Source organism: Streptomyces sp. R41, assembly GCF_041053055.1.
GTDB lineage: Bacteria > Actinomycetota > Actinomycetes > Streptomycetales > Streptomycetaceae > Streptomyces.
This window is the reverse complement of record NZ_CP163443.1, coordinates 3681532-3704714: the sequence shown is the minus strand read 5'-3', so window position 1 is coordinate 3704714 and position 23183 is coordinate 3681532. Positions and strand designations below refer to the sequence as shown.

The 23183-nt window shown below is 70.5% G+C and carries 19 protein-coding genes and 2 tRNA genes; 16 read left to right on the top strand and 5 right to left on the bottom strand.

Features of this window, described 5'->3' with window-relative positions:
* Nucleotides 1-13: 13 nt before the first annotated feature.
* The 4 genes from AB5J53_RS17180 to AB5J53_RS17165 all read left to right on the top strand — a co-directional run bounded on the left by AB5J53_RS17180 (nt 14) and on the right by AB5J53_RS17165 (nt 3187).
* A complete protein-coding gene (locus AB5J53_RS17180; protein WP_369246533.1) occupies nt 14-1792 on the top strand; it encodes a LytR C-terminal domain-containing protein in 1779 nt (592 codons plus the stop codon).
* Between the two features lie 112 nt (nt 1793-1904).
* On the top strand, nt 1905-2348 hold the full coding sequence (gene rsfS / locus AB5J53_RS17175) for a ribosome silencing factor (protein ID WP_369246532.1): 444 nt from the start codon (nt 1905-1907) through the stop codon (nt 2346-2348).
* Complete coding sequence (locus AB5J53_RS17170; RefSeq protein WP_369246531.1) at nt 2345-3007, top strand: histidine phosphatase family protein; 663 nt, start codon at nt 2345-2347, stop codon at nt 3005-3007. Before rsfS ends, AB5J53_RS17170 begins: the two co-directional genes overlap by 4 nt.
* 107 nt (nt 3008-3114) lie before the next feature.
* Nucleotides 3115-3187 (top strand) — tRNA-Ala (locus tag AB5J53_RS17165).
* Between the two features lie 71 nt (nt 3188-3258).
* On the opposite strand, the gene AB5J53_RS17160 is transcribed toward AB5J53_RS17165, so the two are convergent.
* A complete protein-coding gene (locus AB5J53_RS17160) occupies nt 3259-4149 on the bottom strand; it encodes a helix-turn-helix transcriptional regulator (RefSeq protein ID WP_369246530.1) in 891 nt (296 codons plus the stop codon).
* A 224-nt stretch (nt 4150-4373) separates the two neighbouring features.
* On the opposite strand from AB5J53_RS17160, the gene AB5J53_RS17155 reads away from it, so the two are divergent.
* From AB5J53_RS17155 to AB5J53_RS17145, 3 genes are all read left to right on the top strand, one after another.
* Nucleotides 4374-5738: an MFS transporter gene (locus tag AB5J53_RS17155; RefSeq protein WP_369252282.1), complete on the top strand. Its 1365-nt coding sequence runs from the start codon at nt 4374-4376 to the stop codon at nt 5736-5738.
* Nucleotides 5739-5807: 69 nt separating this feature from the next.
* The gene (locus tag AB5J53_RS17150; protein WP_369246529.1) at nt 5808-5981 is read left to right on the top strand and encodes a hypothetical protein; all 174 of its coding nucleotides are present in this window, start codon (nt 5808-5810) and stop codon (nt 5979-5981) included.
* Between the two features lie 3 nt (nt 5982-5984).
* Complete coding sequence (locus tag AB5J53_RS17145) at nt 5985-6218, top strand: hypothetical protein (protein WP_010986886.1); 234 nt, start codon at nt 5985-5987, stop codon at nt 6216-6218.
* On the opposite strand, the gene AB5J53_RS17140 is transcribed toward AB5J53_RS17145, so the two are convergent.
* Nucleotides 6187-7371, bottom strand: a complete 1185-nt coding sequence (locus AB5J53_RS17140; protein WP_369246528.1) for a glycosyltransferase 87 family protein — start codon at nt 7369-7371, stop codon at nt 6187-6189. The two genes, AB5J53_RS17145 and AB5J53_RS17140, sit on opposite strands and share 32 nt — an antisense overlap.
* A gap of 148 nt (nt 7372-7519) precedes the next feature.
* Between AB5J53_RS17140 and AB5J53_RS17135 the strand changes: the two genes are divergently transcribed.
* Nucleotides 7520-7592, top strand: a tRNA-Ala gene (locus AB5J53_RS17135).
* A gap of 49 nt (nt 7593-7641) precedes the next feature.
* Here the strand turns inward: AB5J53_RS17135 and AB5J53_RS17130 are convergent.
* Together AB5J53_RS17130 and AB5J53_RS17125 are read right to left on the bottom strand one after the other, a co-directional pair.
* A complete protein-coding gene (locus AB5J53_RS17130; RefSeq protein WP_369246527.1) occupies nt 7642-9261 on the bottom strand; it encodes an NADH-ubiquinone oxidoreductase-F iron-sulfur binding region domain-containing protein in 1620 nt (539 codons plus the stop codon).
* The gene (locus AB5J53_RS17125) at nt 9262-10572 is read right to left on the bottom strand and encodes a cytochrome b/b6 domain-containing protein (protein WP_369246526.1); all 1311 of its coding nucleotides are present in this window, start codon (nt 10570-10572) and stop codon (nt 9262-9264) included.
* A gap of 443 nt (nt 10573-11015) precedes the next feature.
* Here AB5J53_RS17125 and leuS point away from each other — a divergent pair, with 443 nt between their 5' ends.
* From leuS to holA, 8 genes are all read left to right on the top strand, one after another.
* Nucleotides 11016-13904, top strand: a complete 2889-nt coding sequence (leuS, locus tag AB5J53_RS17120) for a leucine--tRNA ligase (protein WP_369246525.1) — start codon at nt 11016-11018, stop codon at nt 13902-13904.
* 186 nt (nt 13905-14090) lie between these two features.
* Nucleotides 14091-14822, top strand: coding sequence for a hypothetical protein (locus tag AB5J53_RS17115; RefSeq protein WP_369246524.1), 732 nt, complete (start codon nt 14091-14093; stop codon nt 14820-14822).
* A gap of 72 nt (nt 14823-14894) precedes the next feature.
* Complete coding sequence (locus AB5J53_RS17110; RefSeq protein ID WP_369246523.1) at nt 14895-15740, top strand: DegV family protein; 846 nt, start codon at nt 14895-14897, stop codon at nt 15738-15740.
* 648 nt (nt 15741-16388) lie between these two features.
* Complete coding sequence (locus AB5J53_RS17105) at nt 16389-17249, top strand: helix-hairpin-helix domain-containing protein (protein WP_369246522.1); 861 nt, start codon at nt 16389-16391, stop codon at nt 17247-17249.
* Between the two features lie 158 nt (nt 17250-17407).
* Nucleotides 17408-19942 (top strand): ComEC/Rec2 family competence protein, encoded by a 2535-nt coding sequence (locus AB5J53_RS17100; protein WP_369246521.1) that lies wholly within the window; start codon nt 17408-17410, stop codon nt 19940-19942.
* Nucleotides 19943-19946: 4 nt separating this feature from the next.
* Complete coding sequence (locus AB5J53_RS17095) at nt 19947-20780, top strand: arylamine N-acetyltransferase (protein WP_369246520.1); 834 nt, start codon at nt 19947-19949, stop codon at nt 20778-20780.
* 170 nt (nt 20781-20950) lie between these two features.
* A complete protein-coding gene (locus AB5J53_RS17090) occupies nt 20951-21196 on the top strand; it encodes a hypothetical protein (RefSeq protein ID WP_369246519.1) in 246 nt (81 codons plus the stop codon).
* Nucleotides 21197-21573: 377 nt separating this feature from the next.
* A complete protein-coding gene (gene holA / locus AB5J53_RS17085) occupies nt 21574-22560 on the top strand; it encodes a DNA polymerase III subunit delta (protein ID WP_369246518.1) in 987 nt (328 codons plus the stop codon).
* 353 nt (nt 22561-22913) lie between these two features.
* Here holA and rpsT read toward each other — a convergent pair whose 3' ends face one another.
* On the bottom strand, nt 22914-23180 hold the full coding sequence (gene rpsT, locus AB5J53_RS17080; RefSeq protein WP_369246517.1) for a 30S ribosomal protein S20: 267 nt from the start codon (nt 23178-23180) through the stop codon (nt 22914-22916).
* Between the last annotated feature and the right edge of the window lie 3 nt (nt 23181-23183).

Here is a 23183-nt window from a genome sequence, read left to right as displayed (position 1 = left end):
GAGAGGGGCACCGGTGAACGACCGATACGACGGATACGCGGGCGGCGACCAGTACGAGCTCGTCGGCTACGACGAGTTCGGGCAGCCTGTGTACGGACAGGTGCCGCAGCAGCCTCCCCAGGGGTACGACTCCTACGGCGCCCAGCCGCAGGGCTACGGCTACGACCCGTACGCGACCGGTCAGCAGCAGCCCGTCCAGGGCTACGACACGGGCCAGCAGCCGCCTGTGTCGCCGTATGACACCGGTCAGCAGCCCACCGTGTCGCCCTATGCCACCGGTCAGCAGCCGCCCGTCCCCTCGTACGACTCCTACGACCCTTACGGCACCGGCGCGCCCGGCGCCGCCGGGACCACCTCGCCCGCGTACGACCGCTACGGGCAGGCCGCGGGCACGGCCGGCGCCGCGAGTACCGGTCAGCAGCCCCGAGTTGCCGAGCAGACCGCCTACATCCCGCAGCAGGCCGGACCCGCCAAGGACGGCGAACCCCGTCCCGGTCGGGCCGACCGGGACTACCGCACCGAGCAGTTCGCCTTCGTCGAGGAGCAGGAGGACGACTCCGAAGACGTCATCGACTGGCTGAAGTTCACCGAGAACCGCACCGAACGCCGCGAGGAGGCCCGGCGCAGGGCCCGCAGCAGGGTCGTCGCCCTGGTCGTGGTGCTCGCGCTGGTCGCGGTCGGTGGCGTCGGCTACCTCTGGTACGCGGGCAAGCTGCCCGGCACGGCCTCGAAGGGCAAGTCCGGTACGACGGCCGCCGTGGGCGCCCAGAACCGCGACGTGATCGTCGTCCACCTGCACAACACCAACGGTGGCGGCACCTCCACGGCGCTGCTCGTCGACAACACCACCACCAAGCAGGGCACCACCGTTCTGCTGCCCAACTCCCTTGCCCTGACGGACGACGACGGCACGACGACCACGCTCGCCAAGTCCGTCGACGGCGACGGCTCCTCCGGGACCCAGGACGCGATCGACACGGTGCTCGGGACCAACATCCAGGGCACCTGGCGCCTCGACACTCCCTATCTCAACAACCTCGTCGAGCTCGTCGGCAACATCGACATCACCACCAACGCCAATGTGCCGGATCCCGATGCGAAGAAGAAGGGCGAGTCGCCCCTCGTGAAGAAGGGCGAGGACCAGAGCCTCAGCGGCAAGATGGCCGTCGCCTACGCCACCTACCGGGCCTCCGGCGAGTCCCAGAACGCGCAGTTGGAGCGGTTCGGACAGGTCATGCAGGGCGTGCTGCGCAAGCTGTCCTCCGACAAGCAGGCCGCGACCACCACCGTGCAGACCCTGGCGCAGATCCTCGACCCCTCTCTGACCGACCAGGACCTGGGCGCCTTCCTCGCCAAGCTCGCCGACCTCGCCAAGGGCGGCGACTACAAGACCGCGCTGCTGCCCGTGCAGCAGGACGGCACCCTGAGCGCGAGTGCCTCCGACAGCGTGGTCAAGGACGTGCTCGGCGGTACCGCGAAGAGCCCCGACGCCGGCGCCGCCGTCCGCGTCGGCATCAAGAACGCCACCGGCAACAAGGCTGCCACCGGGCAGGCCCGCGTCGTCCTGGTCAACGGCGGTTACACCTTCCTCGACTCCGGCACCGCCACCGCCGCCCAGAGTGTGTCCCAGATCACATACGCGGACGCCGCCAAGAAGAACGACGCCGTCGAGGTCGCCAAGACGCTGGGCCTGCCCACCAGCAGCGTGAAGAAGGGCAAGGCCACGTCCAACGCGGACGTGTCCGTGGTCCTGGGTCAGGACTACAAGGCGAGCAGCGGCTCGACGGGGTGACCGACGCCACGTCCCGGGGGCGCCCGGGGCGGGGCCGGAGAAACGCGTGGGGTGTCGTCGGCGGTCCGTGAGACCCTTGAGTCATTACTGACCGCCGACGGAAAGCCGCGTAGTGACCGCCACGGACCGCTCCATCGAGCTCATCAACACCGCCGCACAGGCGGCCGCAGACAAGCTCGCGCACGACATCATCGCCTACGACGTCAGCGACGTGCTCTCCATCACCGACGCCTTCCTGCTGGCGTCCGCGCCCAACGACCGCCAGGTCAAGTCGATCGTCGACGAGGTCGAGGAGCGGCTGAGCAAGGAGCTCGGCGCCAAGCCGGTACGCCGAGAGGGCGACCGCGAGGCCCGCTGGGTCCTGCTCGACTACGTAGACATCGTGGTGCACGTGCAGCACAGCGAGGAGCGTGTCTTCTACGCCCTCGAGCGGCTGTGGAAGGACTGCCCGGAGCTGGACCTGCCCGCCGACGCCAAGGCCACCCGCGGCAAGGCAGCCGAGCACGCCAAGCTCCAGGCCGAGGAGGACTCCGCCGAACTGGGGGAGCTGCGGTGAGCGCCGAGGTCGGGAAGAAGCCGGGCCGGGGCCGCCGTGTCATCCTCTGGCGGCACGGCCAGACCGCCTGGAATGTGGAGCGCCGCTTCCAGGGCAGCACGGACGTCGAGCTCACCGAGACCGGCAAGGGCCAGGCCCGCCGCGCCGCCCGGCTGCTCGCCTCGCTGAAGCCCGACGCGATCGTCGCCTCGGACCTCCGGCGCGCCGCGAACACGGCCGCAGAGCTGTCCGCCCTCACCGGCCTTGACGTCACCCACGACGAGGGCCTGCGGGAGACCTACGCGGGCGTCTGGCAGGGGCTGACGCACGAGGAGATCATCGCCCGGTACGGCGACCAGTACTCCGCCTGGAAGCGCGGCGAGCCGGTGCGCCGCGGCGGTGGTGAACTGGAGACCGAGGTCGCCGACCGCGCCGCCCCCGTGGTGCTGCGGCACGCCGACAAGCTCCCCCAGGACGGCACCCTCGTGGTGGTCAGTCATGGCGGCACGATCCGCACCACCATCGGCCGGCTTCTCGGCCTGGAGTCCCAGCACTGGGAGAGTCTCGGCGGCCTCTCCAACTGCTGCTGGTCCGTCCTCGGTGAGGGCGCCCGTGGCTGGCGCCTCCTGGAGCACAACGCCGGCACGCTGCCGGAGCCGGTGCTCGGCGACGACGACTGAGCGGCCCCCTGTCCGGTCCCGCGGGCCCGTCGGGACCGGATTTCACTTTCGGCCTGGTCGCAGGCTAAAGTTCTTCTTGTTCGCCCCGCCGGGCGGGAAGAACGCAAGGGGCTATAGCTCAGTTGGTAGAGCGCCTGCATGGCATGCAGGAGGTCAGGAGTTCAATTCTCCTTAGCTCCACAGATTGACTCTCTTTTGAGTTGTCAAAGATCAGTGGTAAAGATCCCGTTCCCATCAGGGGGCGGGATTTTTCATGTCCCCGCCCCTATCGCCTCGGCATTCAGAGAGTGTGACGGCGGCCACAACTTCTCCCGCCGATCCCGCAAGACGGCCAGCCCTCTCCTCGCCTCCTCGTCTTCCGGTGTGTACGCCACGATCCGGCACTCCGGCATGCCGTTGATCGACAGCGACACCGAGGTCATGTGCAGTTCGCCCGCCGCCTCGTGCCGGAAGGTCTTCACGCGCGGTCCCGGCGGCACGACGTCGCCGCCCGCCCACAGCTCCGCGAAATAGGCACTGGCGCCCGACAACCTGCGTATGAAGTCCTCCCAGGCCGGCTCGCCGACATGTCTGCCGTACGACGACCGCATGGTCGCCACCATCAACGGCAGCTCGCTGTCCCGGAACACGACGGGGCAGTTCGGCTCGGGCACGGTGAACAGCGTCCACAGCGCGTTGGGAACGCCGATGTGGAGCGTCTGCGGTACGAAGAACAGGTCGCGGTAAGGGGGGTTGGTGGCAAGGATGTCGTACCGCGAGTTGTAGACCGCCGCCGGACGTGGGTCGAGGGCGTCGATGATGCCCTGGATCTCCTCGCTCACGGGCTGCGCGGGGCCCTCACGTTCGGGTTCGTAGGGCACCTCGGCCAGGTGGTAGAGATGCTCGCGCTCGGGCTGGTCGAGGCGCAGCGTGCGCGCCACCGCGTCCAGGACCTGCGCGGACGCGTTGATCGGGCGCCCCTGCTCGAGCCACGTGTACCAGGTGACGCCGACGCCGGAGAGCTGTGCGACCTCCTCGCGGCGCAATCCCGGCGTACGGCGCCGTAAGCCGGGCGGCATCCCCACGTCGGACGGTGTCACCCGCGCCCGCCTGCTGCGCAGAAAAGCGGCCAGCTCGGGCCTGCGGCGCTGTGTCGTGTTCATCGGCTTCACATCCCCCGTCACTCATCGTGCGTGCCGAACCCGTCCGCTGCCAGGTGCTGTCAGTACCAGCATCGGCGGGCTCTCGTTACCCGTATCCGGCCGCCGTCACGCTCGACGGCATGACGACGACAACCCCCGCGGGAACAGGTCCCGCACGCGGTCCAAGTCCTGAGACCAGTAAAGACCCCGGCACTGACAATCGGCCCGGACGGCTGCTCGCGGTCGTGCTCGCGGCCCAGTTCATGGCATTGCTCGATGTCTTCATCGTGAACGTCGCGGTGCCCACGATCGGTTCCGAACTCCACGCGTCCGGCGCCGGACTGCAGTTGGTGGTCGCCGGATACTCCATCTCGTACGCCGTGCTGCTGATCACCGGAGCACGGCTGGGCGACCGGCTCGGGCACCGCCGGGTTCATCTGGCCGGGCTCGCGCTGTTCACCGGTGCCTCGCTGGCCTGCGGACTCGCCCAGAGAACAGGGGAGTTGATCGCTTTCCGTCTGGTCCAGGGCGCCGGATCGGCCGTGATGATCCCGCAGGTGCTCAGCCTGGTCCAGCGCAACTTCATCGGCGAGGCCCGGGCTCGCGCCCTCGGCGCCTACGCGGCCGTTCTCGCCACCGGCGCCGCGGCCGGGCAGGTGCTGGGCGGCGTGCTGGTCAGCGCCGACCTGTTCGGCACCGGCTGGCGGCCGGTGTTCCTGGTCAACGTGCCCGTGGGCGTCGTACTCCTGGCCGTCGGCAGCCGCGTACTGCCGCGGGACGACGTATCGGCCCTTGAGCGCTCGCGCCGCCTCGACCTGCCGGGGCTCGTGCTGCTCGCCGCCGCCGTCTCCCTCTTCACCGTGCCGCTCGTGCTCGGACAGGAGGAGGACTGGCCACTGTGGTCCTGGCTGTCGCTGGGAGCGGCCGCGGTGTTCTTCGCCCTGTTCTGCCTTTACGAATCCCGGCTGGCCCCGCGCGGCGGGGTGCCGCTGATCGCGCCGAGGGTGCTGCGCCACCCCGGCATCGGCCTCGCGGTCTTCCGGCTCCTGGCCGTGATGGCGGTCAACGCGGGCTTTCTGTTCGCACTCACCCTCCACATCCAGGGCGGCCTCGGCTACAGCGCCCTGCGCGCGGGACTCACCTTCGCACCCACCGCGGCGGTCTTCGGGCTGGTCGGTCTGACCTGGCGCAACTGGCCCGCCTTCTGGCAACGCGGCCTGATACCGATCGGGTTCGCGCTCGCCGCCGTCTCCGTGGCCGGGGTCGGAGGCGTACTGAAGGACGGGGGCGACGGCGGCCTGTGGCTGTACGTGGCGTTCGCGGGCGTGGGCGCCGGGCTCGCGCTCGGCTTCAGCCCTACGCTCACCAGGGCCCTTGCCACGGTGCGGCCCGAAGACGCGGCGGACGCGAGCGGACTGCTCGCGACGGTCACCCAGCTCGGTCAGCTGATCGGTGTCGCGGCCTTCGGCACACTCTTCTTGAACCGGCTTGAGTCACTCGGGGCCCCCGGGGCGTATACCTCTGCGGACGCGCTCCTCGCGTGCACGTATGCGCTGGCCGCGACGGCCACGCTGGGCGCCGTGTCCGGACTGGTACGAAGGCGTCGCTGACCGTATTGCTCCGGCCGTGGCAGAATCAAACGGCCGGAAGGGGGCGCGGCCCGACGGGAGGGAGAAGCGATGCCTGCGAGCATCCTCGAGGAGGTCGACATTCTCCTCGAAGTGGCACTGACGCGGAAAAAAGCCACTCTTCTCAACTGCCCTTCCTGCGGATCGGTCCTCGTCGCCCAGGTCCTCGGTGACAACGGCGGGATCTCCTACGTGTGCACGGCCTGCGGCCACAGCTGGAGCTGATCGATGGGTGCACACAGGCGGAAGTGCGATTGGTGCGGCAGTGGTACGCCGATCGTCCGCGACATGGAACCGGTCAACCACGACTACCAGTACTGGTGCGAGGAGTGCGCGCGGGCGCTGATCATAAAAGGCGACCCCATCGAGACGTACCGAGAGCTTGAGGGCGAGCCGATCTACGGTCGGCTCCTCGACGAGCACTGCACGCTCAAACGGTTCTACTCGTTCGCCACAGCCTGACCCCGATGAGGGCCAGGAAAGCGAAACCGATTCCTACGTAGAGGGCCGACAGGGTCAACTCGGCGCCATCCTGGTGCAGTTCGAGCCTGCCCGGCCCGTGCGGCACCCACCACAGCGCGTACGTGCAGAAGGCCAGGGCCATGCAGACGGCGGCCGTCCGGCTCGTCGCCGCGAGGACCAGCACCATCGGTACGCACCACACCCAGTGGTGCGACCACGACACCGGACTCACCAGCAGCGCCGTCACCGCGCAGGAGGTCGTCGCCCAGGCGCGCCGCCCACGCAGCTCGGCGGCCACGGCGATCGCGAGGCCCCCGACGCCCGCCAGGGCCGCCGTCGCGCCCCACCAGACGCCGGGCTCCGTGGTGTGCAGCAGCCGGGCCAGGACGCCGCGCAGCGACTGGTTCGCGGTGTCCTCGACGAGCCCGACCCGGCCCGCCGCGAAGACCATGCGGGTCCAAAAGCGCCAGGAGTCGTACGGCAGGACGGCCGCCGCCAGCAGCGTCGCACCGGCGAACGCGGCGGCGGCCCCGCGCGCGTGCCGCAGCCACGGCCCTCCGGAACCCCGCCTTGTGTGCCCAACGATGCCGGTGACCAGCAGGAACACCGCGAAAAGCGCGGGCGTCAGCTTGATCGCCGCCGCGATCCCGATGCCCACCCCGGCACAGCGGTGCCCGGGCCGCCGTGACAGGTCCCACAGCACCAGCACGGCGAGCAGCAGATTGATCTGGCCGTACCGCAGCGTCGTCCACACCGGCTCGCACCACACGGCGGCCGCGGCGACCCACCAGACGCACTCCACGCGCGCGTGGCCGATGACTCGCAGCGAGAGGGCCACGAACACCACAAGAAGAGCCAGGTTTCCGGCCGTCGCCAGGGTGCGCATGGCCGCCGTGCCCAGCAGCGTCAGCGGTGTGAACAGCAGCGCCGCGAACGGCGGGTAGGTGGTGGGCAGATGGGCCTCGGTCGTGCGCAGCGCGTAGAGGTCGCCGCCGGCGCGGACCGTCTCGCCCTCCGCGCGGTACACCATCAGGTCGATCATCGACACATGCGCGGCCCGCTGTGCGCACCAGAAGGCGGCGAACGACAACAGGCACACCCCCAGGGCGACGGGCGCACGGCGGCGGACACGGGGGAGCGCGATCACGGTCACGAAGGCCGACACTATCCCGCATGTCCGTATTGTCTGGGCGCGACGGAAACGATTTGGTGGTGCACCCGGAGGACCGTGTAATGTTGGCGTCGCCGCCGGGGAAAACCGGGCGGCACGGTCAACATGCGGCTCCGCCGCGTGGCCGCAAGGGGCTATAGCTCAGTTGGTAGAGCGCCTGCATGGCATGCAGGAGGTCAGGAGTTCAATTCTCCTTAGCTCCACAGACGTTGAAGGCGGGCCACCCGATCAGGGTGGCCCGCTTCTTCGTGTTCAGCGTCCGCTGCCGAGCGCCCGGCGGCCGCGCCCCTGGGAGAGGACCGGCAGGTTGTTGCGCGCCGGGGCGGAGGGCCGGGTGTCCTCCTCGATGCGCAGTGCGAGCGCCGGGCAGCGTCGTACGGCGCGTAGGGCCTTCGCCTCCGCGTACCGGGGCACCTGCGCCTGCGCGACGGTCGGGAAGCCGTCGGCGCCCAGCTCGAAGACCTCCGGAAGGATGTCCGCGCACAGCCCGTGCCCCCGGCACAGCGTCCAGTCGACGTAGATCTTCTGACGGCTTGGACCGGCCTCCTGCTGCCCCTGGCCGCCCGGGATGCCCGTAGGAGCCTGGCCGCCCTCGAAGAGCGGCAGAACGCCCTCCACGGGCCTTCCGCAGCCATTGCCGAGGACGTGCGCGGCCAGGTCGTCCGTGAACGCCTTGATGGTCGACTCGATGAACATCGCCGAACCGTCCGGGTGCGAGCAGGCGCCGCGCCGCTTCACGGCCTTGGCGACCTGCTTCACGGCCTCCAGGGCTGCCGGGCCGCCGCCGTTGAGGATGTCCTCCAGGCCGCGCGCCGCGGCGGGCAGACCCAGGTAGCAGGGACCGCACTGCCCCGCGCTCTCCTCGGCCAGCCACTGCGCCACCCGCAGTGACTCGCCGAGCGGGCACGTCTGCTGGCTGATCGGGAGGATCGCGCCGGCGCCGAGCGCACCGCCCACCGCGTCCAGGGAGTTGCGCGAGACGATCGCCTCGTTGACCGTCGCCGCGTCCAGCCACTTGCCGTGGTAGCCGCCGGTCAGCACGCCCTGCGGCATGGGCGGGGCGCCGGCCAGCTGGAGCACGTAGCGCAGCGGCACACCCGTCGGGACCTCGATCACCATGGGGCGGGCGACCGCGCCGGAGACGGTGAGCATGACGGTGCCGGGCTCGTCGTACAGGCCGGTGTTGCGGTAGCGGTCGGGGCCTATGCGCGCGGCGATGGCCAGCTGGGCGAACGTCTCGGCGTTGGACAGCAGCGTGGGCGCGCCGCCGACGCCGCTCTGTGAGGCGCTGATCTTGCGGCCGGGCGGGATCGCCGGGCCGCCGTCGATGGACCGGATCAGCGAGGCGGCCGCTCCGGTCACCATGCGCACCGGATTGCGCTGCACGCGCGCGCGAAGGGGCGACCCGCGCCGGTTGCTCAGCCCGCGCTCGGCCAGCGCGGCTTCCATCGAGGCCTGCGTGGACGCACGTGTCACTCCGATGACCAGAGTGCGGGCGCCCATGGCCTCCGCGGCCAGCAGCGCGCCGTCCAGGATGAGGTGCGGGGCACGGTTGATGAGCACCGTGTCCTTGCGGCAGGCGGGTTCGTCCTCACTTCCGTTGACGACCACCACGGGGCGGATGCCCTTCTTGATGGCCGACTCGGCGACCGAGCGCAGCTTCTTGGCGAAGGGGAAGCCCGCTCCGCCGCGACCCTTCAGGGAGATCGCCTCGGCGAGGCCCGCGAGCTGCTCACCGCCCATGGGTTCGAGCGGCCCGTGCACCTTGAGGTGCATGGGTAGATCCAGTCGTTCAACCAGGTCGAAGCCCGACGTGAGCTGCGGAAGCCCGACGACGCGGACCTCCGGGACGTCGGGCAGGGCCTCGTTCACTTAAAAGCCTCCGGAAGGGGCGTTCCATGATTCACCGGAGCCAGGAGCGTCGAAGGCGCCCGGCAGTACTTCAGTCGTGGGACCGCTGTCGTACGTGTCGTTGGTGTTGTACGTGCCGTAGGCGGGGTTCGTCTCACCGGTGTCGTACACGTCACTCGTGCCGTAGGCGTTGGCGGCCGAATTGTCATAGACCGGGATGTTGTATCCCGTGTCGTTGAGGGGGTCGTACGCCGATTGGGGCGCCTCGCCGACGGGGGGCGGGGAGGGGATGGGCCAGCTGCCCGACGTGCTGCTGCCGTCGGCGCGCGGGAACGACTCGGTGGGCTGCATGTCCATGGGCACCTGGAAGCGCTCGGTCGGGGTGGGACCGAAGCTCTCTCCGCCGGACCCCCCGCCGGACACCGCCCGGTAGGCGGCCGCGAAGCCGGGCACGCTGCCCGTGCTGGCGGGGTCGGGTGCGGCCTCGTACAGCGGCGAAGGGGACTGGGTGCGCTGCGGGGGGACGAACGAGTCCCCCACGGCCTGAGCCTGGGCGGAGCGTGCGGCAAAGCCCGGCAGCGCGGAGTCCGCGGCGGCGGCACGGGATGCCTCCAGATCCTCGCGGGCTCGGGCGCCGGGGCTGTTGTTCTCCCCGATGATCGCCAGGATCCGGTCGGCGACCTTGCGCTTGACGGGGCCGGAGGCCGAGCGCAGCCACAGGGCGCCCATCACGGCGACCAGGCAGAGGCTGTAGAGCACCGTGACGTACGTCTTGGCGGGGCGCCCCGCGTACAGGCCGTGCACCAGGGCCGAGCACCAGGCCGGATACGCCAGCATGTGCACGGCCCGCCAGCGTGCCGCGACCGGCGCGGGGGACGCGAAGGCGCTGCGCAGCGCGCCGGTGATGGCCGTGAAGATCATGAGCAGGCCGGCCAGGGAGCCGAAGCCGATGAGGCCGTTGGTGCCCGTGATGCCGAGCCCGAAGGGGATCAGCGCGGCGACCAGTGTGGTGTGGTCGAGGGCCAGCTTGACCGTGATGTGCAGAAGGAGGAAGGCGACCGAGGAGACCGCGGTGGTCCTGTGCACGGCCTGGGCGACCAGCCGCTGACGTGTGTTGAGGAACAGCCGGTCGGTGGCGACGAGGCCCCACACGACGGAGCAGGTGAGGGCGACCAGTGACAGCACGCCGGCGCCGAAGTTGAGGAAGTCGCGCAGGCCGTCGCCTCCGACCAGCACGACCATGGGTATGAGCAACAGAGCGGCAGCCGTCAGCGCCCCGTAGGCCGAGCGGCCCGGTCGGGGTAGCGAGCTGTTGTTGCGACGAGGGTTCATGGGGGGTTACTCCCAACGGTTCGGGGAAGCGGTCCCGAAGCCGCACTCTAAGTCGAGCCATACCGATGGGTACGAGGTTTGAGTTATTGCGTTGTTATCAAAGGGCAACGAGGTCTTTGTGTTGTCCCTTAGCGTCCGTTACGCGAAGTAATATTTGAACATTGTTCAGCTTTTTCGGTGATCGCGCCGTGATCGTGCGGCGGCCGTAAGGGTGGCACGGAGTGTCGAACGGTCCCTGGAAGCTCGTCGCGGCGCCCACGGGGGCTGCGGTACCCTGACGCCATGCGTGCCGTACGCCTTCTGCTTAGCGAGCCGCGCTGATCAGTCCCGACCACTGAAATCTTGGTCGGAATCGGCGCGGCGTCCCCTCCTGTGCGAGGGGATTTTTCGTTTCTTGAATGTCGCAGCCGCTGGCAGAGACGATCGATGGAGCTTTGAGGATCATGAGCGAGACGAATACCGCTGCCGCCACCGAGGTGGCAGCGCCGCACCGCTACACGGCCGCCCTGGCCGCTGAGATCGAAGCACGCTGGCAGGACTTCTGGGACGCCGAGGGCACGTACGAGGCACCGAACCCGAGCGGCGACCTGGCGGGGGACCCCGAACTGGTCGCCAAGCCCAAGAAGTTCATCATGGACATGTTCCCGTACCCCTCCGGTGCGGGCCTGCACGTCGGTCATCCCCTGGGCTACATCGCCACCGATGTATCCGCCCGGTATCAGCGCATGACGGGTCACAACGTCCTGCACACCCTGGGCTTCGACGCTTTCGGCCTGCCCGCCGAACAGCACGCCGTGGCGACGGGCCAGCACCCTCGGATCACCACCGAGGCTGCCATCAACAACATGAAGTCCCAGCTGCGCGCACTGGGCCTGGGCCACGACAAGCGCCGGTCGTTCGCCACGATCGACCCGGAGTACTACAAGTGGACCCAGTGGATCTTCCTGCAGATCTTCAACTCCTGGTACGACGACGAGGCCAAGAAGGCCCGCCCGATCTCCGAGCTGGTCGCGCGGTTCGAGAGCGGTGAGCGTGCCGTACCGGCCATCGACGGCACTACGCGCGCGTGGAACGAGCTGAGCACCGCCGAGCGCGCCGACGTCCTGAGCGGGTACCGCCTGGCGTACGCCTCCGACGCGCCCGTCAACTGGTGTCCCGGACTGGGCACCGTACTGGCCAACGAGGAGGTCACCGCCGACGGCCGCTCCGAGCGCGGCAACTTCCCCGTCTTCAAGGCCAAGCTGCGCCAGTGGAACATGAGGATCACGGCGTACGCCGACCGGCTGCTGGACGACCTGGACGCGCTGGACTGGCCTGAGGCCATCAAGCTGCAGCAGCGCAACTGGATCGGCCGCTCCGAGGGCGCCCGCGTCGACTTCCCGATCGACGGCGAAGCGATCACGGTCTTCACGACACGCCAGGACACCCTGTTCGGGGCGACCTACATGGTGCTGGCGCCCGAGCACCCGCTGGTCGAGAAGTTCACCCCGGCCGCCTGGCCCGAGAACGCCCACGAGGTCTGGACGGGCGGGCACGCCACCCCGGCTCAGGCCGTCGCCGCCTACCGCGCGCAGGCCGCCTCGAAGTCCGACGTCGAGCGCCAGGCCGAGGCCAAGGACAAGACCGGTGTCTTCACCGGTGCGTTCGCGACCAACCCGGTCAACGGCGAGCAGATCCCCGTCTTCATCGCCGACTACGTCCTGATGGGCTACGGCACCGGCGCGATCATGGCCGTCCCGGCGCACGACACCCGCGACTTCGCGTTCGCGCGCGCCTTCGAGCTGCCCATGCGGTGCGTCGTGGAGCCCTCCGACGACCGCGGCACGGACGCGTCGACCTGGGACGACGCCTTCGCCTCGTACGACGCGAAGATCGTCAACTCCTCCAGCGACGAGGTCTCCCTGGACGGCCTGGGCGTCGTCGACGCCAAGGCACGCATCACGGAGTGGCTGGAGCGCAAGGGTATCGGCGAGGGCACGGTCAACTTCCGGCTGCGCGACTGGCTGTTCAGCCGTCAGCGCTACTGGGGCGAGCCCTTCCCGATCGTCTACGACGAGGACGGCGTCGCGCACGCGCTGCCCGAGTCGATGCTGCCCCTGGAACTGCCCGAGGTCGAGGACTACTCGCCGCGCACCTTCGACCCGGACGACGCGAACACGTCTCCGGAGACGCCGCTGTCCCGCAACGAGGACTGGGTCAACGTCACCCTGGACCTGGGCGACGGCCGTGGTCCGCAGAAGTACCGCCGCGAGACCAACACCATGCCCAACTGGGCCGGTTCCTGCTGGTACGAGCTGCGCTATCTGGACCCGCACAACGACCAGAAGCTGGTCGACCCGGCCATCGAGCAGTACTGGATGGGCCCGCGCGAGGGGCAGCCGCACGGTGGAGTCGACCTGTACGTCGGCGGCGCCGAGCACGCCGTGCTGCACCTGCTGTACGCGCGCTTCTGGTCGAAGGTCCTGTTCGACCTGGGGCACGTCTCCTCGGCCGAGCCGTTCCACAAGCTGTTCAACCAGGGCATGATCCAGGCCTACGTGTACCGCGACAGCCGTGGCATCGCGGTGCCCGCCGTCGAGGTGGAGGAGCGCGACGGCGCGTACTACTACCAGGACGAGAAGGTCTCCCGGCTGCTGGGCAAGATGGGCAAGTCCCTGAAGAACGCGGTCACTCCGGACGAGATCTGCGCCGAGTACGGCGCGGACACGCTGCGCCTGTACGAGATGGCGATGGGTCCTCTGGACGTGTCCCGGCCGTGGGACACGCGCGCGGTGGTGGGCCAGTTCCGGCTGCTGCAGCGGCTGTGGCGCAACGTCGTCGACGAGGCGACCGGTGAGGTCACGGTCGTCGACGCCGAGCCGGACGAGGAGACGCTGCGTGCCCTGCACAAGGCCATCGACGGCGTACGCCAGGACCTGGAGGGCATGCGGTTCAACACCGCCATCGCCAAGGTCACCGAGCTGAACAACCACCTGACCAAGGCGGGCGGTCCGGTGTCGCGGACGGTCGCCCAGGCCCTGGTGCTGCTGATCGCGCCGCTGGCCCCGCACATCGCCGAGGAGCTGTGGCGCAAGCTGGGCCACACCGACTCGGTCGTCCACCAGGACTTCCCGGTCGCCGATCCGGCGTACGTCGTGGACGAGGCTGTCACCTGCGTCGTGCAGATCAAGGGCAAGGTCAAGGCGCGCCTGGAGGTCTCCCCGTCGATCTCCGACGCGGAACTGGAGAAGGTCGCGCTGGCCGACGAGAAGGTCGTCGCGGCGCTCGGCGGAGCGGGGATCCGCAAGGTGATCGTGCGGGCGCCGAAGCTGGTGAACATCGTTACGGCGTAGCCGTTCCGGCTGGTGAGCGCGGCGGGCGGGCTTCGGCTCGGCCGCCGCGTCTGTCCGGGCGTGGCCGACTCGGGGTAGTCCCCTACGGGCAGGTTCGGGGTTCTTCTGGAACTCCGAACCTGCCCGTAGCGTTTACCGTTGAAGAGCGCGGCGGCAGCTGTCGCGACCGGTCGGAGGAGGAGCGTGGTGGAAGCCGTGATCACAGTTATCGCCCTGCTCTTCCTGCTGTTCGTGGTGCTGGGCGCGTACGCCACGGTGAAGGTGGTCGGTGCCGCCAAGCGCGGTGTCGACCGCACGATCTCGCAGGCACGCCGCACGGTCGAGGACACCACACTGCGTGCCAAGACCCTTGCCCAGCCGGGCCCGCTGGGCGAGCTGGCCCAGCTCCGCCTGAAGCTGCGCACCTCGATGCGGGCCACGCAGGACGCGCTGCACGCGGGCGTGGCGGAGGACGAGTCGCTGAAGGAGTCGCTGGGCCTCTTCGAGCGGCTCAGCGTGCACGGGCACGAACTGGACGACGAGCTCAAGCGCCTGGAGACCGAGCCCGACCGGGGCGCCCTCGCCTCGCGGCTGCCCGGACTGCGCGAGCGCACCGAGCGGATCACACAGTCGGCGGACTCGCTGCGCTGGGCCGCGCGTGACCGGGCACGCCGCTTCGCGGACGACGACCTGGACTCGCTGAGCGCCCAAATAGACGTGGAGGCCGGCGCACTGCGGCACTGGACGACCGAGCCGAAGCCCGCGGCTTCCTGGCCCGAGGCACCGGCGCCGGACGCGGCCACTTCCGGCGGGCAGACCTGGCCGGACAGCCCGGAGTCCCGGACGGCCGAGGAGCCGACGCGCGCCGCCATCACCCCGCCGGGCCGACGCCCCGCCTACCCCTGGCAGAAGAAGCCCCGTCCCGAAAGCACGACTTGATCCGGCCGCTCCAGCCGCAGGTGGGAGGGGCCGGGCTGCCGCCCGCCCGCCTCGACAGGTAACCTCCAGCTCATGTCCCGCCATGTCGCGATCGTCACCGATTCAACGGCCTACCTGCCGCCGCGGACGATGGAGCGCCACGGCATCACAGCGGTGCCCCTGACCGTGGTCCTCGGTGACCAGGCACTCGAAGAGGGCACCGAGATCTCGGCCCGCTCCCTGGCCCAGGCGCTGCAGAAGCGGCGCCCCGTCACCACGTCCCGGCCCAGCCCCGAGCTCTTCGCCGCGACCTACCGCAGGGTCGCCGAGTCCGGCGCCACCGGCATTGTCTCCCTGCATCTGTCGTCCGAGTTCTCGGGCACGTACGACGCCGCGGTACTCGCGGCACGTGAGGCTCCGGTGCCCGTGCGGGTGGTGGACACCGGGATGGTCGCGATGGCCCTGGGGTTCTGCGCCCTGGCCGCGGCCGAGTCCGCGGAGTCGGGCGGCACGATCGACGAAGCGGTCACGGCGGCCGAGAAACGGGCCGCGGGCACCTCCGCGTACTTCTACGTCGACACTCTCGACTATCTGCGCCGTGGGGGCCGGATCGGGGCCGCACAGGCGCTGCTGGGCTCCGCGCTCGCGGTGAAGCCGCTGCTGCAGCTGGACGACGGTCGCATCGAACTCCTGGAGAAGGTACGCACCGCGTCCAAGGCGATCGCCCGGCTGGAGGAGATCGTGGCCGAGCGCGCCGGCAGCGCCCAGGTCGACATCGCCGTCCACCACTTGGCCGCCCCGGAGCGTGCCTCGGCTCTCGCGGATCGGCTTCGGGAGCGCGTTCCTGGCCTGGCCGATCTGCACGTCAGCGAGGTCGGTGCGGTGATTGGGGCCCATACGGGGCCCGGGCTGCTGGGGGCGGTCGTCTCGCCTCGGTGAGCGCGCGCACCACTCGTGTGGGTGGCAGAGTTATCCACAACTGGGCGGTAGTCCACCGGAATTGAGCAAGATCATCGCGAGAGTGCCGAGGTGCCCGATCCTCGTCGCATGGCACTTCGATCACGCTCACGCACAGCCACACCCACCAGCGGCCCGGGTCGTGGCCCCGTCTCCGACGGCCGCAGCCGCAATCGCCGCCACCACCCGCGCAGCCGGGCCCGACGCCACGAGGCATCGGTGGAGGCCCTCCGGCTGCGCGCGGAGGCACTCTTCGCCGAAAGGGCCGGAGAGCGGCGCGAGTTGGGGAACGGGCCGCCGGGGGCGGACCGGGATGTGGGGACCGGGCCGCGGGCGAGTACTGCGCTGGGGTTGGGCGTTGCCGAAGTATGGGGACTGGAGAACCGGGTCGGCGGATCCTTGGGGCGTGGCGGGTCATGGGCGGGTGGAACCCTGCATCCTGACGGCGCCGGGGTACGCGGGACGTCGAGGCCTGGTGGGGCCCTGGTACGCGGGACGCTGACGCCTGCTCGCGCCCGCGCACGTGGGGTGATGAACCCTGAAGGGTCCCGGGCGCTTGGGTCGCTGAGTTCTGAAGGGGCCTGGGCCCGCGGGTTGCTGGGCTCTGGCGGATCCCGGGTCGGCGGGGCCGTGGCTGGGGACCGGGACGCACCGGGCACGGATGCGGCTCCCGCCGCGGACACGGATACGGACAAGGACGAGTGCACGGACGCGCGCGCCGGCGTGGTGTCGAATACGGCGGAGTCAAGGGCGGCCTGGCGGGACCGGGTAGGGCCTGCCGTGCGGGAGCGGATGCCGTTGTGGCTGCAGTCGAGGTGCGGTCTTGAGCGCAAGAGCGTGACGGCACTCACCGTGTTGCTGGTCGTCGCCGCGGTCTTCGCCGTGCAGCACTTCTGGGTGGGCAGGACTCAGTCGGTCCGCGCCCCGGAGGTGGTGCGGGCGGCGGCTCCCTACGGCGGAAGGGCCGGACAGGGGGAGCAGTCGGACGCGGGACCGGATGCCTCGACCGGGGCGGCGAGCCCCGTCGGCGCGGCCGGGACCGCGATCGTCGTGGACGTCGGCGGCAAAGTGCGCAGCCCTGGGCTCCAACGGTTGCCGTCCGGATCCCGCGTCGCGGACGCGCTGCGCGCGGCGGGCGGGGTACGCCCCGGTACGAACACCGACGGTCTCAACCGCGCACGCCTCCTCGTGGACGGCGAACAGATCGTGGTCGGTGCTCCCGCGTCGGTCGCGGGACCAGGCATGGGCGGTACGGGCCCAGTTGGCACAGGTGGATCCGCCGCCGGCGCGGCACCCTCCGCTCCGGTCGCGCTCAACACGGCCACCGTGGACCAACTCGACGGTCTCCCCGGCGTCGGCCCCGTCCTGGCCCAGCACATCATCGACTACCGCACCCAGCACGGCGGCTTCCGCTCGGTCGACGAGCTCCGCGAGGTGAACGGAATCGGGGATCGCCGGTTCTCCGATCTCCGGAATCTGGTGCGGCCATGACCGGGCCGGAGGCGCCCCAGGAGACGAAGGCGCCAGAGAGGACGAAGGCCTCGGAGGCAGCGAAGGCGGCAAGAGGGGCAGAGAGGCCCGGGCCCAACGTGCCGGGGCATGCCGCGCCGAACCGCCCCAGCGTCCCCGGCGCCGCGAGTCGACGCGCCGTGCATGCCGCCTCGGGCAAGCGGCTGGGGGCCTCGTATCCCCGGGAGGAAGGACCGACGGATCTCCGGCTCGTGCCGCCCGCTCTGGCGGCCTGGGTGACGGCCGCTGTGACGGTGGGTGCCTCGCCTGCCTGGGTCACGGGTGTGGTCGTGCTCTCGCTGGTCGTGGCCGGCGCACTTTTGGTGGCGGGGCGGAGAGGGACGCGCGGCGCGAAGGGACACGGGGGAGCGGGGCTGGGCTCGTGGCGGCGGGTCTCCGTTGCCGCAGCGCTGCTCTGTGTCGCCGCGGCCGCGGCATCGGCAGGGTTGCACGGGGCGGATCTGCGACGCGGGCCCGTTCCTTCCCTGGCGCGGCAGTTCGCCGACGTGACCGCCGAGGTGGAGATCACCTCCGATCCACGGCTCACCCGGCCCCGGATCAAGGGGGATCACATGGCTCCGACGGCCGTGCTGCTGAACGCGGAGGTCAGGCGGGTGACGCGCGCGGACAGGACGGTCGTGGCGACTCGTGCGCCGGTGCTGATGATCGTCGACGCGCGCTCGCCAAGGGGTTCGCCTCGGCCCTCCGGCGAAGGTTCTGAGGGTGCTGACGGCACTGAGGGTTCGCCCTGGCTGTCGCTGCTGCCGTCCACGCGGTTGCGGGTCGCGGCGCGGCTGGTGCCCGCCCTGTCGGGCGGCGATGACATCGCGGCCGTTCTGCGAGTGCGGGGCAGCGCGCCGCCCGACGTGGTGGGCAAACCGTCCACGCCGCAGCGGTTCGCCGGACGGCTGCGTGAAGGCCTGCGGGAGGCCACCGACGGGCTGGAGACGGACGCGCGGGCGCTGCTGCCCGGGCTGGTCGTGGGGGACACCTCACGCGTCACACCGGAGTTGGACGACGCGTTCAAGGCGACCGATCTCACGCACCTCCTGGCTGTCAGCGGCGGAAATTTCACGATCCTCCTCGCCCTGTTCATCGGACCGCCGGGCCTGGCCCAGCGTGCCGAGCGGCGGGGTCTCGCACCGCGGCTCGGCGTTCCGCTCCGGGCGACCGCACTGCTCGGCGGAGCGCTCACGCTCGCCTTCGTGATCGTCTGCCGACCGGACCCGAGTGTGCTGCGGGCCGCGGCCTGCGGATCGATCGCGCTGCTCGCCATCGCGACCGGGCGCCGCAGATCGCTGATCCCCGCGCTGGCCACGGCCGTCCTTCTGCTGGTGCTGTACGACCCGTGGCTGGCTCGTAGTTACGGCTTCCTGCTCTCCGTCCTGGCGACCGGCGCCCTGCTCACCCTCGCCCCGCGATGGAGCGCGGCGCTCCAGAGGCGACGTGTACCGCCGCGTCTGGCCGAGGCGCTCGCGGCGGCCGCCGCGGCGCAGGCCCTGTGCGCGCCGGTTGTCGCCGTCCTGTCGGCTCGGGTGAGCCTGGTGGCGGTGCCGTGCAACCTGCTGGCGGAGTTCGCCGTCGCGCCGGCCACAGTGCTGGGTTTCGCGACACTGGCGACGGGCTCAGTGGCGATGCCCGTCGCCAAGGTCCTGGCGTGGTGCGCGAGTTGGCCCGCTCGATGGATCGCGGACATCGCGCGTACCGGGGCGGCTCTGCCCGGTGGGGGAGTGAACTGGCCGGGCAGCTGGACGGGGGCGCTGCTGCTGGCTCTCGTCACGGCGGTGGTCGTGCTCGTGGGGCGACGGTTGCTGAGGCACCCGTGGCTGAGCGGCGCCTGCGTGCTGCTGTTCCTGCTGGTCGTGGTGCAGCCGCCGCCTCTCGCCAGGGTGATCACGGGGTGGCCTCCGCCCGGCTGGCGGTTCGCGATGTGCGATGTGGGGCAGGGGGACGCGACGGTGCTCTCGGCGGGCGACGGCGCCGCGGTGGTGGTGGACGCCGGGCCCGATCCGGTGTTGGTCGACCGCTGCCTGAGCGCGCTCGGCATCACCAGGATTCCGCTCTTCGTACTGACGCACTTCCACGCCGATCATGTCGCGGGACTGCCGGGCGTGCTGCGTGGGCGTTCGGTGGGCGCGATCGAGACGACCGACTTCGAAGAGCCATCGGACCAGGCCGAGTTCGTACGAAGGGAGGCGGCCGCACGTCACATCCCCGTGACGCGGGCGGTGGCGGGGGAGCGGCGGCGCACGGGAAGCCTCGACTGGCGGGTGTTGTGGCCGCCCCCGAGCCCAGCCCCTACGCCGGACGGCCCGAACGACGCCAGTGTCGCCCTGATCGTAAGGTCGGCGGGACTGCGGCTGCTGTTGCTCGGTGACCTGGAACCTCCGGCTCAGCGGGCCCTGTTGAGATCGCCGGCGGCCGAGGAGCTGGGAGCCGTGGATGTTCTCAAGGTCGCCCATCACGGTTCGGCCTACCAGGACCCGGACCTCATACGCAGGGTGGCCCCGCGGCTCGCGCTGATCTCTTGCGGCAAGGACAACCCGTACGGGCATCCCGCGCCGAGCACCGTCGCGGCGCTGCGGGCCGGAGGTGCGGTGGTGCTGCGTACGGACGAGGACGGGGCGCTGGCTGTCGTCGGTGCGGGCGGGGGGTTGAGTGTGGCGAGAGACTGAACTCATGAATTCCGCACAGGCCGACGCCTACCTCCGCCGGATCGGGGCCCAGCACCCCGCGTGGCCCACCTCCGATGTGCTCCGGGAACTACAGCTGCGCCATCTGGAGACGGTGCCGTTCGAGAACCTGTCGATCCATCTCGGTGAGGAGATCGTGCTGGAAGAGGAGAGCCTGCTGGAGAAGCTGGTGGGCGCTCGCAGGGGTGGGTTCTGTTACGAACTGAACGGCGCGTTCGGGGCGTTGCTGGGGGCGCTGGGCTTCGACGTGACGCTGCTCGCGGCGCGGGTGTACGGCGAGGAGGGGCGGCTCGGGATTCCGTACGACCATCTCGCGCTGCGGGTGCGGACGGCGGACGGGGGCGACTGGCTGGCCGACGTCGGGTTCGGGGCGCACAGTCACTACCCGCTGGCCTTCGGGGAGAGAGGGGAACAGGAGGATCCGGGCGGCATGTTCCGGGTCGTCGAGTCGGGGCCGGATGCTGCGGGGGTTCGCGGGGTCGGCGGTTCGCGTGAGGGCGAGGATCTCGACGTCGTCCGGAACGGCAAGGCGCAGTACCGCTTGGAGGTGCGGCCGCGGGTGCTCGGGGACTTCGTCGCCGGGGCCTGGTGGCACAGCACCTCGCCGGTGTCGCATTTCGGGCGGTCGCTGGTCTGTTCGCGGGTCACGAAGGACGGAGGAAGGATCACGCTCAGCGGGCGGAACTTCACGGTGACGACGGCCGACGGGACGAAGGATGTGTCGGAACTGGCCACGGACGAGGAGGTGCTGGCCACGTATCGGGAGCGCTTCGGGATCGAGTTGGACGAGGTGCCGGAGGTGAGGAAGGCGCGGGAGTGAGATGGGGGCGGGGGTGACAGGGGCGCGGGAGGCGCGTCGACGTCGGGAGGGCATCGGCTGCGGGAAGTGCGGCGGGTGGGGGAGACCTGGGCCGACCTGGCGTTCGGGCATGGCTGGTGCGAGGGCAGACCCCGTCGTCGGTGCTGGCGGGCATATCGGAAAATGTCCACGTGAGTGATGTGAGACATGTGCTGGTACTGCCCGACCGCGATGCCGCGGAAGAGGCGGCGGAGGCGCTCGGTGACCGGTTCGGGCTCGACGAGGAGCCGCAGCTCGTACGGGACGCGCTGGCCGGTGAGGACGATGCCGAGGACGCGCAGTGGCTGGTGGTTCTGGCGGATCCCGGGGAGCGGCTCGACCCGAAGGAGCTGGACGAGTTCGCGGGGGAGTGGGACGGCTGGCGCGAGGAGCCGTAGCGCTCCGCCCGGGGGGTGTGGCTCTCTGCTGGGGGAGCTGTGGCGTTCCGTGTGGGAAGCCGGAGTGTTCTGACTGAGGAGGGGCAAACCGTGGGTGGAGCGTTCCGTGTGGGAAGCCGGAGTGTTCTGACTGAGGAGCGGCAAACCGCGGGCGGTTCGTCGGCTGGGGGCGCGCGTGGCTGGTCGTGCGGTTCCGCGCGTCGCCGTCGGGGCGCGGTAGAGGAACGGCTGTATCGCGCGCCGACGTCGGGGCGCGGTAGAGGAACTGCTGTCGCCAAGGGCCGCCCGCCAGGGGGCGCCCCCTTCCCCCGGGTCCGCCCCCTGGCGAGCGCCGCGACCGGTCCGCGTTGTCAGTGGCGCATGGGATGCTTTCGGTGATGGCCAAGAAGACCGCTCATGACGACCCTCTCGCCCCCGTCACGCTTGCCGTGGGCCAGGAGGATCTCCTGCTCGACCGTGCCGTGCGGGAGGTGGTGGTCGCCGCAAAGGCCGCCGACGCCGACACGGATGTACGGGACCTCACTCCGGACCAGTTGCAGCCCGGCACGCTTGCCGAGCTGACGAGTCCGTCGCTCTTCTCCGAGCGCAAGGTCGTGGTCGTACGCAACGCGCAGGATCTGTCGGCCGACACCATCAAGGACGTGAAGGCGTACCTGGAGGCACCGGCCGAGGAGATCACCCTCGTGCTGCTGCACGCCGGTGGGGCCAAGGGCAAGGGACTGCTCGACGCCGCGCGCAAGCTGGGGGCGCGGGAGGTGGCGTGCCCCAAGATGACGAAGCCGGCGGATCGGCTGGCGTTTGTGAGGGGGGAGTTTCGGGCGCTCGGGAGGTCTGCCACGCCTGAGGCCTGTCAGGCGCTTGTCGACTCCATCGGGAGTGATCTGCGGGAGCTCGCTTCCGCGGTGTCTCAGTTGACGGCGGACGTCGAGGGGACGATCGACGAGGCTGTCGTCGGGCGGTACTACACCGGGCGCGCCGAGGCGTCGAGTTTCACGGTGGCCGATCGGGCCGTGGAGGGGCGGGCCGCGGAGGCGTTGGAGGCGTTGCGCTGGTCGCTGTCGACCGGGGTCGCGCCTGTGCTGATCACCAGTGCGCTGGCGCAGGGGGTGCGGGCCATTGGGAAGCTGTCCTCCGCGCGGGGCGGGCGGCCGACCGACCTTGCCCGTGAGCTCGGGATGCCGCCGTGGAAGATTGATCGGGTTCGGCAGCAGATGCGGGGGTGGACTCCGGATGGGGTTGCCGTTGCCCTGCGGGCCGTCGCCGAGGCCGATGCCGGCGTCAAGGGGGGCGGGGATGATCCTGAGTACGCCCTGGAGAAAGCGGTCGTTGCCATTGCTCGGGCGGCTCGGTCCCGACGGGGTTAGGTTTCCCCGCGCCGGTGCCACCCAGGGCGTTTTGCGCCTCCTCCGCCCCTGCCCGTTCCGTGCCTGGGGGCTCCGCTCCCAGACCTTCGTATCGGCCTGAACGGCCTCGCCCTCAAACGCCGGACGGGCTGAGAACCACTACCGCTGGTCGGCAAAAAGTCCCGAAGGCCCCGCCCCTCTCCTGGGGAAGGAGAGGACACGAGGCCTTCGGTTCAAGCTGATGGATCCGTGCCCGCGTGGCGAACGCAGGCCGCGCACGGGTCCGGGGGTGCCGGTCAGGAGCGGAAGAGAGGGCCCGCTTGGTCCTTTCCGGCGGTCAAGTCAGGGGTTGAGCCCAGCAGGGCTCAGCCGACTCAGCCGTTGAGGGAAGCGACCTTCGAAGCAAGCGCCGACTTCTTGTTGGCGGCCTGGTTCTTGTGGATGACGCCCTTCGAGACGGCCTTGTCGAGGGCGCGCGACGCGGCGCGCGTGTACTCGGTGGCCTTCTCGACGTCACCCGCGGCAGCGGCCTCGCGGGCCTTGCGGATCGCGGTCTTCAGGGAAGACTTGACGGCCTTGTTGCGCAGCCGGGCCTTCTCGTTGGTCTTGATCCGCTTGATCTGGGACTTGATGTTCGCCACGAA